General features: G+C 43.4%; 6 protein-coding genes. 5 read left to right on the top strand and 1 reads right to left on the bottom strand.

Annotated features, from left to right (window positions below; genetic code table 11):
- The first annotated feature begins 53 nt into the window (after positions 1–53).
- The 4 genes from RDO37_RS02115 to RDO37_RS02100 all read left to right on the top strand — a co-directional run bounded on the left by RDO37_RS02115 (position 54) and on the right by RDO37_RS02100 (position 6,780).
- Entirely contained in the window at positions 54–929 is an 876-nt protein-coding gene (locus RDO37_RS02115) for a flagellin (protein WP_308497952.1), read from the top strand.
- 277 nt (positions 930–1,206) lie between these two features.
- Entirely contained in the window at positions 1,207–2,301 is a 1,095-nt protein-coding gene (gene prfA, locus RDO37_RS02110; RefSeq protein WP_027938775.1) for a peptide chain release factor 1, read from the top strand.
- Between the two features lie 235 nt (positions 2,302–2,536).
- Positions 2,537–3,841, top strand: a complete 1,305-nt coding sequence (locus RDO37_RS02105; RefSeq protein ID WP_308497951.1) for an ATP-grasp domain-containing protein — start codon at positions 2,537–2,539, stop codon at positions 3,839–3,841.
- A gap of 818 nt (positions 3,842–4,659) precedes the next feature.
- Positions 4,660–6,780 (top strand): transposase, encoded by a 2,121-nt coding sequence (locus RDO37_RS02100; protein ID WP_308497950.1) that lies wholly within the window; start codon positions 4,660–4,662, stop codon positions 6,778–6,780.
- Between the two features lie 100 nt (positions 6,781–6,880).
- Here the strand turns inward: RDO37_RS02100 and nhaA are convergent, their stop codons facing one another.
- Complete coding sequence (gene nhaA / locus RDO37_RS02095; protein ID WP_308497949.1) at positions 6,881–10,933, bottom strand: Na+/H+ antiporter NhaA; 4,053 nt, start codon at positions 10,931–10,933, stop codon at positions 6,881–6,883.
- Positions 10,934–12,729: 1,796 nt separating this feature from the next.
- On the opposite strand from nhaA, the gene RDO37_RS02090 reads away from it, so the two are divergent.
- Entirely contained in the window at positions 12,730–14,457 is a 1,728-nt protein-coding gene (locus tag RDO37_RS02090) for a DUF4910 domain-containing protein (RefSeq protein WP_308497948.1), read from the top strand.
- Positions 14,458–14,809: the final 352 nt, after the last annotated feature.

Genomic DNA, 14,809 nt, shown 5'->3' with positions numbered 1-14,809 from the left:
TGCATTGAATTAGATCTAGGATTTAATATGCAAAGAATAGTGTACATGATCAAATGAGGATCAATAGCGCCAAAGACGATGCTGCAGGTCTCCAGATCGCTGATCGCTTAACCAGCCAGATAAATGGCTTAAATCAGGGAAATCGTAACGCTTCTGACGGTATCGCACTTGCTCAGACTATTGAGTCCGGCATGGACGAGATCTCAGGTATGCTTCAGAAGATGCGTACTTTAGCTGTTCAGTCAGCTAATGGCACCAACACAACTGAAGATCGCTCCGCTCTTTTTAAGGAAATGTCCGCCTTAGCTACAGAGATCAACCGCATCTCCACCCAAACCACCTTTGCAGGCAAGTCTGTCTTAAATGGCAAAGTAGCTGGTTCTATCTACGGAGATCCTGCAGCCGGTGGTGCTCCTGGCGGTAATAACCCAGCAGGTGATAAAGGCACTCTCACTTTACAAGTAGGTTCGAATAAGGGTGACACCATCTCATTTGATGTTGAGTCTGTTTACTTCTCTAAGATCGCCGCTAATGGTGATCTTATTGGTAATGACAAATTCTTTAAAGTTACCAACGGTGAAGTAACCATTAACATCAATAAGATTACTTTTGCTCCACCAACTGGTCAGGGCCAACAAGGTCAGTTAAAGTATATTGGTGAAGTTATCGACCTGATGGATACCGCAATCGCCAAGGTTGATGGTATGCGTGCTGGGCTCGGCGCTTTGCAGAATCGTTTAGAGTCCTCAATCCGCAACCAGTCTAACGTTGCTGCTAATGAGGCTGATGCTCGCAGTCGTATTCGCGATGCTGATTTTGCTGAGGAGTCTGCAAACCTTTCACAGCAGTCAATCATTCAGCAGGCTGCAGCTTCCATGCTGATGCAGGCAAACACCCGTCCACAGCTAGGCTTAAGCCTGCTTGGCTAAGAGTTTTTGGCTTTGCTTGTGAGCGTTTTGCTCATTTAGAAAACCCCGCTTATGCGGGGTTTTCTGCTTTTGGTGACTCCGTGTTTGATAGGAGCGGTGCCTGAGTTTTAGGGGATTTTGGGCTTGTTTAGAGGGGATTTTGGCAAAAGATTACGGTTGATGGTGCATTAGATGTGGTCGTATTGGCGATAAACTGTTAAAATACGCGATTGATTTGCCGGCCGCTTATATTTGACATTAAGGTCGGTACAGAATCTTAGATAGATTGGGTTTGCTAATGCAAGAAAGTATTCTTAGAAGACTAGATTCCATCGTAGAGCGTCACCAGGAAGTTGAGCAGTTATTAGCTCAGCCTGATGTGATTGCAGACCAGGAAAAGTTCCGTGAGCTTAACCGCGAGTACTCACGTCTGCAGGTAATGGTTGATACTTACAAAGAGTTCAAGACCTGCTCATCAGATCTCGAAGAGATGGAAATGATGCTCAGCGGTGATGACGAAGAAATGCGTGCTATGGCCGAAGAGGAAGTTGGCCCAACACGTGAGCGTCTTGAGAAGCTTGAGCACGACTTACAGATCTTACTGCTGCCTCACGACGAGCGCGACGATTGCAACTGCTTCCTTGAAATCCGTGCTGGTACTGGTGGCGATGAAGCTGCTTTATTTGCTGGCGAGCTGTTCAGACTGTACACCAAGTACTGCGAGCAAAAGCACTGGACTTTAGACGTAGTATCCATTTCTGAAGGTGAAATGGGCGGCTGCAAAGAAGTTATTGCCAAGCTCTCTGGTGAAGGTGCTTACGGTTATATGAAGTTTGAGTCCGGTGGTCACCGTGTGCAACGTGTGCCTGAGACCGAGTCACAAGGTCGTGTACACACCTCAGCATGTACTGTGATGGTTCTCCCTGAGATCCCTCCATCAAAGGCTCCAGAGATCAATCCAGCTGATCTGCGTATTGATACTTTCCGCGCCTCCGGTGCAGGTGGTCAGCACATTAACAAGACCGACTCTGCTATCCGTATCACTCACATTCCAACTGGCTTAGTAGTTGAGTGCCAAGATCAGCGTTCACAGCACTCTAACCGTGCTCGTGCAATGGAAGTTCTCGTATCACGTTTAGCTAAGCTCGAAGAAGACAAGCGCAATGCTACCTTAGCTGAGCAGCGTCAGTCTGTATTTAGCTCTGGTGATCGTTCTGATCGTATTCGTACTTACAACTTCCCACAAAGCCGTGTAACTGATCACCGTATCAATCTGACTTTATATCGCCTCAACGAAGTTATGGAAGGCAAGTTAGACCTGATCTTACAGCCAGTTATCGAAGAGTACCAAGCAGAGCAGCTTGCAGCTATGGCTCAGCAAGGCGCTCTCTAGCAGCTCTCTTGCAACTACTTAAGGTAGTTGATGCATCCCCAAAGAAACCTTGCTCATATGGGCAAGGTTTTTTTATATCTTTGCTGCCTCTTGTCTTTGCTGCAGGGCATTTGCTCGTCTTTCCTGTACCTGACTATTTCTCATCGCTTTAGCTGCACATTATGTTTGCAGTTAAGTGGTAATGATATACTATAGCTTAGAGCGTATATCTTTTATCTTTGTTGAGTGCAGTGCTATGCAAAACAATCACAGCAAGCAGACTTTAAAGCCTAAAGTATTAGTACTGGGTGCCTCATGGGAAGTAGAAATCTTCTATCGCTTACTGCTTGAGGAAAACCTTGCTGTATTGTCATTTGATAGAGCGCCCGCTCTATCTGAAGAGATAAAGTCTCATCCTGACTTAACTTGCCACCACATCGACTTTTCTCAACAAGATCAGGTCAATGCCATAATTGAAAAAGAGCACCTTGATTACTCCATTGCTGTGCCAGTTGGTCGTGCGCTAACTGCACTTGGCCGTATCAACGATACCTTTAAGCTCAATGGCCCATCATTCCACGCTATCGATACGCTTACTGATAAGCATAAGCTCCACTTGCACTTAAACGCTCATCATCTCAATGACCACGACTTTATCTGCCTGCCAGATGATGCGATTAAGGCTGATGAGAGCTCTTGTGCTTTGCCACTTTCACTGCGACAGCTTCATAGCATGGTTAACACCATTGAAGAGCGCTTTAACTATCCACTCATTATCAAGCCTTGCTATGGCTCAGGATCTTTAGGCGTGAGTGTGATTGAAAACCGTGATGACTTGCTTTCCTATCGTCTACCGGAGCGCTTTAAAGATGATCCTGTACTTGTAGAGCAATACATCTACGCCACTGAGTACTTAGTCAATGCCTTTATTGATGCTGATGGTGTATGCCATAGTTTAGGCATCTATCAAAAGGAGATGACTTTAAAGCCTTATCGTCAGGAGCTTGCCTATTTATCTGATGACTATGCTGAGGACTTTAAGCTCATCAAGCCATGCATTGAGGAGCTTGGTAAAAGCCTAAATCTTATTAACAGCTATGTTCAGGCCGACATGTTTGTGAATAGACAAGATGGCAAGGTCAATATTGTCGACTTCTCCCCACGTCTTACTGGTAATAGCATTATCGATATGCAGCTTACCAATAAGATTAATCCAATTGCAGTATTTAAACGCTGTGTCGTGGATAAGCAGCCATTTGTAGAGTTTGCTAAACAAGAACCTGCTTGCATGCATTTCTATGACTTTAGAGATTGCCCAGAAGGATCTACTTACGCTCATGACGATGCAACTAGTGATGCCTTCTTAGATGCTATCTTTACTCCTGAAGAGCGCTCTCATATTGCCCTTATTCGCAACCATCTTAAAAAGGGCGATCCTTTAAAAGCCATGACTTGCGGCACCGACTGTGCACGTGGCTATATCATCACTACAGGAAAAACCTTAGAGCAAGCTACCGAGCTTGCTAAGCGCTATGTACGCGCCCTGGCCTCGCAAGCATAAGCAGCTCTTAAAGAGCTCTTCTTCCTTTCAAGCACACTCCATAAATAGGCCTTGGCACTTTGCTAAGGTCTTAACCTCTCTCTACTTTGCAAGACCTGCTCTTGTGTCCTTTCCTGTCGTTTGTATCCTTGGCTGCCTCTTGTGTTTTGCATATCTCTTGTGCCCTCGGATCTATTTCATGCTATAGCGCTAGCGTCTGACATTGGGGAGTTGCCTTAATAAATAAGAAACAGCCTATTAATCGCATTCAATATGAAAACAGAATGCTCGAATAGTATGGCTGTTAAGTAGTAATGGTAACTTTCTGCGTTCAAGCAAGCTTTTAGAAGCGCTGAATAGCATTGAGCAGCCGGGTCTATAAAGAGATAAATGTCTTTTATATGCTATTCTTAAATTATAGGCACAACTCCCCAATGTCAGAGCGTTATAGCGTACTCTTGGATTAGGCGTTGTTGCCTTCTTTTCGTCTGCTTATTTGTTACCTTCTTTTCGTCTGTTTATTTGTTACATTCTTTTTTCTGTTATTTATTGTCTGTGCATCGTTTGTAGATTGTACTTATGGTCGCTAGGCTGGGTCTTTTTGCGCATAAAAAAGAGCTCTATGAATGAGCCTTTGCTGTTGCACATATAAAAAGAGCAGTCGTCAGTGAGTACCAACGGCTGCTCTTTGTGGCCAGTGAGGGCCTTTTATGTAGTCCTAGCTTCTCCTATGGACAGAAAATTGGTCTATATTTTATTAAAAATGTGATATATTTCTTGATTCATTGGGCTATACTATGGTACAATCATGTTAGGATGATTATAGCCCAAGGTTTAATATGAACGCTAAAGTACCAAAGTTACCCCCAGTTAAGATTCTATGTAACGGCAAATACACCTATGTATACACATACCTAGGCACATGGCAGGCCGCTATTAAAGATGATGACGGCAACGTTATCAAGAAACCTACAGTTAAGGTCTCAAACAAGAAGACCATAGGCAAAATTGTTGGTGGTGGAAAGTCTGGCCATATACAACTAAATGAAAACTTCTTAGAGAAGAATCCGGAGTTTAGAAATGTGTCTATCTTCAGGAATGAAGATGGATCTATGACCTATAAGCTTATTAGTGAGTTGTCTTCTGATAATCAAGATGATCACGATACCATTAGGCATCTAGTTCAAAATGAAGCCTTTCAGCTGGCTCCAAGCGGTAAAGTAATTAAGTCGGCCGATGGCATTCCAATGAGCAGAGACCCTGCATCTCTATATACATACAACTTCGAAACTTATGGTCATGTAATTAAGTCAAGACCAAAATCTGGTAGCGAAGAGCTTGAGCAAATGTGGATGTCTAAGCTTGGACCAATTGCAATGCTTGAAAGCTGTTCTATTGAGTGCTGTCTTCGAGAGGCGATGGTAAAAACATTCGCGGCTATGAAACGCTCAAAAAGGCGCGGTATGAAGTATGTGAGATCCTCTCCAACAGAACTAGCAATGAAGTTGGAAACACTTCTCTTCAAAATGTATATCACTAAGACTAATACTTATGAGGGGATAGAGGCTTTCTGTAGAGACTATGCAGTATCTACAAGTCAATCGACATCTCGTACTGCTTTTATTGATTTAGTAAATTTGTTTACTGAGACGGATATAGACAGGTTCCAAACCTACTTTATTCAGGCTTACTGTTCCCGCAATCATGATCGAGTACTAAAGAATGGGCTAACCATTATTGTTGATGGAAGTCCAATATCTCATAAAAACTCAGACAGACTCTTAGTTGCAAAAGGAATGGCTAAAGATGGAACTTTTAAGAATCAGATAAATGTTCAGTTCATATGCGATGCAGACAAAAAAGGACTGCCTCTTTTCTTTGATATGTTCGATGGTCGTACGAATGACGTTTCTGCATTCCCTAACGTTGCAGAAAAGATTGCTCGTCATGGATTGATATTAGCTGACACCTGTATCGTTGCAGACCGTGGCTACGGCAGTGAACCGAACATGGTCGCGTTACTGAGACAAGGCAAAACTTTCGTTTTTAATTGCCGTAGTGGAAAAGGAACTACTGTTGAGAAAGCGATGGATAAAGCTTTAAAAACGGGTGGTGTCAATGAAAGTTTATTGAATTACAGTGGTTTATATGGATGCTATACATCATATGATAAGCCCTTCCGTTATGATGAGATTCCTGTACAGGGCAAAAGAGCTAGTAAAAAAGCTGAAGCTTACCTTAGATATCATGTCTTTACCGACCTAGATATACGACATAGTATATCCAGAGAGCTAGCAATGGATATTCAGGACATTAAGGCTGATGTATCTGTAGGCAATAAGCTTACTGGAAAACAACAAGATCTGATTAAGGCATGCTGTAGGGAGCCTTATGATCTTTCAAGCTATAAGGTAGGTGAGAAAAATCCTGAGCCAAATTTTGATCTGTACAAGTGTAATGAGTATGTTAAGTATGCTGGCCTACAAGTCATTGTAACCAATGATCTAACACTTACGTCACTTGATATCAGACAAATCTATGACAGCCGCGTGAAGATAGAGAAAATTATTCAGCGAACTAAACAAGAATTCGATGGAGGCACTACAAAAGCTAAGACATCTATGGGGCTAATGCGTAAGCTTTTCCTTGGCCATCTGCTATCCATACTTTCAGCTGGAGTAGAGATGAAAATAGCTCAAGCAAAGAATAGCCACAGCGGTATACCTGCCTGTACCTTTAGGTCTCAAGAGTCGCTTATGAATGAGTTAGGACGCATTGTTGTTGAGAAGTATCCTAGCGGCATTCTGTGCAAACCGATTAGCAGCAAGCATGCAAAATTGCTTAAGAGCCTAAACGTACCTATTCCTAAGTCTATTATGTCAATGACAAAGAACAATGAGAGGGCAGAGTGCGATGCTATTGTGGATGAGGCTATTGATGAGCCTCAGTGCTTAGAATAGCCTTATATAGTGGCTACCTCTACGGTAGCCACATGGTTAAGCCTATATCCTTGGACTACAAATAAGTCTGTCCATAGGAGTAGCTTTATCTAGGACTTATTTAGTCCTTGCTCTTGCGGATGATGCCAGCAAGCTTACCAACTACTGATTTGACGGAGGAGGAGTCTTCTTCTTGCTCATCTTTGTCCTCAGCATCTGATGACTTTTTATCCTGATAGTCCTCAGCGTTGAGATCGTCGCTAGCATCTGTTGCTGCATTGTCCTTAGCAGTTGGCATGTTGCCATTAGCTTCCTGAGCGTTGCTATTAGCTGCTACATCTGATGATGCGCTCTTCATGGCTAAGACGGACTCAACTGTAAGGTCATCATCATCGCTTGCGGCTTGGAGCGTTACCTTAGCCTGCTGCTCATCAAGAGTTGAGATCTTTTGAGACAGATCTGATGCATTGAGCTCGTTATTGTTTGCAACAGCAAACTCAGGTGCATCATGTACCTCTAAGACGCTCTTGACGGTCTCATCATGAGCCTTGGTTAGGTCATCTGCCTTTTCGCTATAGCTATTTTCCTCAGCAAAAGACTTGCTCTCCTTAGCATATACAGTTTTAGCCTGAGACTGCTCCTTGATAGCTGCATCTTTGGCAGTATCTTGAGTAGATGGCTTTACTGCTGCGCTGTCGGAGACGGCGCTGTCTTTGTCTGCTGCAGCTGTGGCAGTTGCGGCTTTAGCTTCGGCTTTGGCTTTTGCGTCAGCTTCGGTATCTGTAGCGTTAGAGTCATCGTGAGATCCATCTTTTGAACTCTCATTGGACTCATTAAAGCGAGGGTCTTTTGCAGAGATGACTTCCTTAACAAGAGTGTCTGCTACCTCTTTGGTAGTGTCTTTCTTGTCATCTTTGTTATCATCTTCAGCCTTGTCCTTGTGCTCTACTACCTTCACTGCGGCCTTAGCTGCAGCTGCGGTTACAGAGGCAGTTACCGATGCTGTAGCGGTGACGATCTTCACAGCCTTAACCGCTGGGGCAGCCACTACGCTAGCAACAGTTGAAACAGCACTTGCAGCCTTGGCAGTAACTTCACCTAAGGTATCGCTCTCCTCTTTGTGGCCACCTTCTTCTTCAGCTTTCTTTTGAGCCTCCAAAGCTTGCTGTGCCTTAGCCTTTTGCTTGCCTTCAGCTTTCTTAGCAGCTGCAATCTCAGCAGCAACACGAGCTTCCTGTGCGGCCTTTTCTACAGCCTGCTTAGCCTCTAAAGCCTTAGCCTTAGCAGCCTCTGCCTCAGCAGCAGCCTTAGCTACTTCCTCTTGCGCGGATTGAGCTTCAGCTGCTGCCTTTAAGGCCTCATCATCTGATGAATCAGCACTCTGAGATGCACAAGCTTCGCTAGAATCAGCCTCCTTAGACTCGTCCTTGGAGCTTGCCTCAAGAGTTGCCTTGTCTGCATCACCTTCTTGAGCTTGAGCCTTGATATCAGCACTATCGTTTGCCTTAGCCGCAAAGTCAGCAGCATTAAGCTCATCGCTAGCAGCATTGTCCTTTACGGTCTCCTTAGACTCACTTGCTATCTTGCTAAGCTCAGCTACATCTACAGTAGACTCTTGCAATAAGGTCTCTTGCTCATCTGCTACCGCCTTGCTATCAGACTCTGCATTTGTATCAGCTTTGCTCTTGCTCTCTTGAGCAGCTTCCTTAGCTTTAGCCTCTGCAGCCTGTGCCGCAGCTTTAGCCTTAGCCTCAGCCACTGCAGCTTCTGCTAAAGCTTGAGCTTCGATTTCAGCAGCCTTAATGGCAGCAACACGAGCAGCGGCAGCAGCACGCAGCGCAGCCTTTTCTTCATCAGAACGCTCAATGTTTTCGCTTACTTCAACCTTAGCCTTACCAACGATGTTGCTCAGATATGCAGCCACAGCCTTAGCAGTACCCTGAGCCACTTCCTTGTGCTCAGCGATCTTCTCACTGCTGTGATCCACTTCTTCAACTGAGAGCTCGTACTTAGTCTTAGCCTTGATCTTCTTAACTGTCTTAGCCTCAGACTCTACACTCTCTTGAACATCGCTTTGAGCCTTGCTTGAAGCACTAGACTCACTTTCATCAGACTGCTCAGAAACCTCATCATCGCTGCTCTTAGAGCTCTGATTAGATGCTATCTTGTCTTCTTGAGTCTTTGACTCATCGCTAGCGCTCTTAGCACTTACAGTAGTTGAGGCATAGTCATCAGCATTAAGAGGGCTATCGTCAACTACTGCTGCGCTCTCATCAGTGCTCTTAACTACGGTCTTCTCAACCTTAGCTAGGCCTTCTGAATCAACTGCAATAACAGTCTGCGCCTCTTGAGATGCCTTGACAGTATCTTGGCTCTTTACCTCGCTCTTGTCAGACTCGCTATCCAAAGACTCATCTGCAGTTCTAACTTTAGTGGTGTTCTTAGACTTGAGCTCTTCAGTCTCATTATTAGCGACCTTGTTATCATTATTTTGCTCGTCTTCATCTGCCAAGGTTGCTTGATTCTCTACAGCCTTGTCCTCATCGATAGCACGCTCAACAGTCTCTTCAGCCTCTTGAGCAACCTCACTTACGGTCTTTAAGACGGCCTCAGCAGACTGAGTCTTTTGTGCATTGTCCTCACTAGTGTCAATCTTAGTGGCGGTCACTGCAACAGTAGCTGCAGCCTTAGCAGCTTGAGCTGCTGCAAGCTGTACCTCGGCAAGATTTTGCTCATCTTGCTCCTTGTCAGATGCTTTCTTGAGAAGCTCAGCTACCTTAGATGCGGCCTCAGCAGCCTCAATAGCCTTTTGAGCAGCCTCAGCTGCAGCGGCACTACGCTTATTAGCCTCAGCCACTGCTGCAGCAGTTGGAGCTACAGAAGATGGGCCTTGAATTGGGTTTTCTAAGCTGTAGAGGTTTGCAGTACGTGCAGTACCGTGGTAACCAGTTGGTGCTGGCAGCCATGGACGATACTCAATTAAAGCAGTCTTACAAGCAAAGAAACGTAAATAGCAATAACCATGAATACCTGAGAAGGTGGCACCAATCAGAATTGCCAGTGAATCAGCATAACCATAAATACTGCTACCTTCGTATGCCAATGAGTCATAGAACATTGCCATACTAAAGCCGATACCGGTAAGTAAGCTCATGCCATAAAGCTGCTTGGTGTTTACATCTGATGGCAGCTGCACGAGCCTGTAGCGTGAAGCTAAGTAAATAACAGTGAAAATGCCTAAAGGCTTACCAATGATGAGCGCTAAGATAATACCGAGCGATACATTGGAGAACATAGTGGAAATGTTGATATTACCTAAATCCACACCGGCGTTGGCCAAGGTAAAGAGCGGTAAGATCGCAAAAGATACCCACAGACCAATATTGTCACTGACCTCTTGAACTACAGGCGCACCACTTCTGTCACGCATTGGCATACTAAAGGCGGTGATAATACCTGCAATAGTAGCGTGCACACCTGACTTTAAGATGGAGAACCAAATAATCGCACCCAGGGCAATATATAAAGACTTTCTGCCAACTCCAAAGAAGTTAAGGATCATTAAACCAACAATGGAGACTGCTGCAGGAATCAGCGCATAAACATCTAAACCAGAGTTGTAGAAGATAGCAACTACAGCCATAGCGCCCATGTCATCAAACACTGAGATAGAGAGCAGTAAAATCTTCAGTGAATTAGGCACCCTCTTGCCTAAGAGCATGATGAGAGCTACAGCAAAAGCAGTATCTGTCGAGGTTGGAATAGCCCAACCACGCATCGCAAACTCGTCATGGTAGTTAAATAAAATAAAGATGAGCGCTGGCGTGCAGATACCTGCAATCGCCGCAATACTTGGTAGCAAGATATTGCGCGGATCAGATAAATGTCCTTCAACGAACTCTATTTTCAGCTGCAGACCGATGGAGAAAAAGAAGATCGTGATAAGACCATCGTTGATCCACAACAGTAACGGCTTCATTAAAATGAAGTCACCAAAGACAATACCTGCCGTAGTATCAAGCCAGTGCCTATAACTAGTTGAGTACGAGCCGTTTTGTAATATCAGAGCTAAAACAATACACAGCAGCATTACAATGCCGCCAGCTGCATCGGAGTGGGTTATCTTGTCAAAGGAGCGCGGAATACGAACTCTGATGTCGGAAAATAATTTCATTGGCTGTAAGCGCCTATAAGAAGAATTGGGGTTAGCGACAAACATGTACTAGTGCAAAGATTTAGTACACGCCACATTCTCTTTGATGAAATTAGAGGGACTTGCTATGAGTAATAGCAATCTATTAGGAACTTAACACCACAAGCTGCCAAACCTTTTAAGTCTTGTTGAACACAAGATGTCAAACAACAAACACACAAAACGTGTATTAACATCATCAATCTTGGCTCTAAAAGCTATCAAGCTTTCTTGCCATCAACTAAAGCTCTAAACACTCCTTAGCTTAAAGCTTAGTGCTCGCACTCCTCATAATGCCTACATCTTTTGAGTACATGTAAAGCTATCTTTTACTAAGCTTCACCAGTTCTCTTCTATAGCTACTCTTAACACATGCAAAGGCTCCGAAACCTTTGATGGGCAGTTATTAAGAGCGCTACAACTCCTTTAATAATCTAACAGCACTTTTAAAGACATCTAAGCATGTTTAAGAGCATGCAATTTACAAAGCGTAGATACGTTTTGAGCAGCTAAAAAGTTAGGCCGATGCTTGAGAGGTGAGTATAACCGTTTGCTCTGCACAAACTGGCTATGTGACATGGCTTTGCTAATGTAAGGTAGCTAAAAATTTGCATTGCACAAACTTAAAGCTCTCCATCACATAGCATTGCGCTAACAATCCATGTAACCACTTTGCTTAACACACACTATACGAGTAACCATTTAGCATTGCACTAAATGGTCAGACCTCAAGGTTTCGCCTGACTCATAGATGCTTTTAGACGGATGCTCTTGCTAAGAGCATGTTCACACAATATGTATGGTGAATGTGCTCTTAAGTTGCCTTGTTTGCTTGAGTGGACGTCAAAAGAAGCTATTTGTAGGTTTGTTATGATGTTAATGACAATGAGCCTTCAGACATGGTTCCTTGCAATGTCTTATCTTGAGCAGACTCTAATCACGTGTTCATTGTGCATCATTTTGTGCTCGTGATAAAGCACAAATATCAATAAGTTTTAGCATGTTTGACTTTTATCTCACCGCCTAATCAGTTCACGGTTCACTATCTATTCTAATTATCTTTCTTCTCACTAAATAATACGTACAACCTCACTCATCGCAAGCATCGTCAACTACCTGCTCTATGCCAAATTTACTGCAGTTACGCCAATACTAAAACTACAGCAGCATGTGTCATGACAAAGTTTCACGAGCTACGTAAACATATTTATCTTGAGGCCCATACTCACATGAATAGCTAACTTATAAAAAATCATCATCCAAGCGATAGGCAATTTTTTTTATCGGCATGCCTCATGTTTATGCTGCATTTAACAAGTAGCGTAACGCTATCTGAATCAATCAACTTTCAGTCATTTGCACCATATTGCATCTTTAGCTGCTAAGATCTAACAATTTTTAGATGTAAGAGAATTTGAGTATTACGTTTTGGTATACTTTTAGGCTGCTTGTGCCGTGTCTAGCTAGCTTTCAGTGAAGACGCTTTTTCACGAGTCTATTATTAGTTAGTGCTTTTACCACCATTTAAATGACTGTAACTTTAGCGAGCAAGTCATAAATTGGGATTGAGACAGCTTACTTAAAGCATCTCTTTTATTTTTGAGCACTTGATGCGACAGTGTGAGTTTGATGCTGTTGTTTTAGTTTGCACTTAATGTATTGAATGCTTGTTTAGTTGTGTGTGATGTCTGATACACACAATAGCTATGGTGCGGTTTAGTAACTCGTGTTGCTAGACTCTTTAGTCCCCATAGACTAACAAGCTAAGGTTGACGTATATGTACGTAGCAGAGCAAAGTGAGTTTAACTTAAAAGAGCTCTATGAAGAGCTTTTTCCACTATGCCGTTCAATCACAGGGCCTGCCTACGAACAGTCCTTAGAAATTCTCAAAAAGTACGTGCCTTTTACCATTGAGTCATTTCCATCTGGAAGCAAGGTCAACGACTGGACTGTGCCAGAGGGATGGAGCTTAAATAGAGCCACCTTAAAAGACTCTCAAGGCAATATCATCTTAGATACACACCAAAATCCATTGCACGTACTTAACTTCTCCGAGCCTTTCACTGGTAAAGTGAGCTTTGAAGAGCTCAAAGAGCATCTGTTCTTTGATAAGAACAACCCCGATGCCATTCCGTATACCACTTCATACTACAAGCCTCGCTGGGGCTTAAACATTTCGTACAAGCAGTTTCAGGAACTCAAAGACGATGAGTATGAGGTATGTATAGACACCATTAAAGATACCAACGGCTCGCTAAAAGTTGGCATTTGTGATCTTAAAGGTGATAGTGACAAGATTATTCAAATCTCAAGCTATCTTTGCCATCCAAATATGCTCAACAATGAGCTCTCAGGCCCTCTTGCCTTGGTCTGTCTCTACTTGCTGCTCAAATCGCTGCCAAAGCGTCGTTATAGCTATCGCTTTGTGATTCATCCAGAGAGCATTGGATCAATTGCCTATCTTTCTAGATTCGCCCCTGAATTAAAAGAAAAGCTCGAGTATGGTATCCAACTCTCTTGTGTAGCATCTCCTCGTTCTAAAGACTCTGTAGAAGACCAGATAAGCACCATCTCACTTACATCTGCACTACTCTCAAGTAGTGAAGAGCAAGATCGCATTGAATACCATAAGCAGTTCTACAAAAGCTTCCAAAACAGTTATAACCATAACTTTTTGGAGTTGCCTGTTTCATTCAAGCTAACAAGACAAAGTTACGTCGACTCTATCGTTTATGACAAAAAACAGCGTAGCCAAGGCAAAAATATTACTGCCTATGCAAAAGGTAACTACTTTGAAAAAAGTCTAAACTCAAGTCACTATGTCAGCAAAGCAGTGACCGATTTGACTCTTGATGATGAGCAACGCGTAGAAGACTATCTAACTACCTGTGCCTACTACTGTCGCTACTTCACACTAAACCATCTGCCTAATTGTCACGTGTATACAGATCCACGCAAAGATGGTTTTATGTGCAGCTTTGATATCGATAACATGCTGCGTACTCTTGCTTACAGCAATTCAGAACGCTACGCCGTACGTGAGTACGCTCCTAACCATGGCTCGGATGAAAAACAATACTGTAGCCCCAAGCTCAATCTAAAGTATGTCCAAGCAACCCGCACTATGTATGCAAGCTATAGCAGTTATCACTCATCCTTAGATAACTCAGACACATTCTCTTTATGCAGCATCATGGATAGCGCCTTGGAGATTTTTGATTTCATTCGTTACTATGAAATCGCCAAGCTCAAGCCTATACTACTTAACGAGTGCGACCCGCAACTTGGCCCACGTGGCTTGTATCCAAACTCCAATGATCCAGAGAGCAGAGCTAAACGTAATAATTCTAATGGTGAGCTTGAAGTCATGCTGTATATTCTGTCGCTCTGCTCTAGCGGTTTCACCACAGAAGAAATTGCCGAGTTTATTGACGAAAGCCCACTGAGAGTATCAAACATCATCTACAAACTATATGACACTAAGGTGCTCGACTTTTCAGATTAACAAAGCCACCACGCCTCTTTATTACCACGAGTGAATTTGCTCAACCATATTGCTCACAATGACTTACCTGCATAGATCTAATCCGTGCATTAGTTTGGTGATTGAGGGCTGTATGCGTGAGATATCAATCACAATGCCACGTAATACCTAGTTTAATCCCTTGGTTTTCATGCAATAGCCATTAGAAATTCAGTAAGCTATAGCCATACATGCTTGCTTCATCAAGCTGTCTAGTGATTGCAGTATAAAGCTGCCTAGTCTTTGCAGCTCCAAGCTGTCTAGTGATTGCAGTATAAAGCTGCCTAGTCTTTGCAGCTCCAAGCTGTCTAGTGATTGCAGTATAAAGCTGCCT

Source organism: uncultured Anaerobiospirillum sp., from assembly GCF_902485895.1.
Taxonomy (GTDB): domain Bacteria; phylum Pseudomonadota; class Gammaproteobacteria; order Enterobacterales; family Succinivibrionaceae; genus Anaerobiospirillum; species Anaerobiospirillum succiniciproducens.
This window is presented reverse-complemented; position numbering and strand designations above follow the sequence as displayed.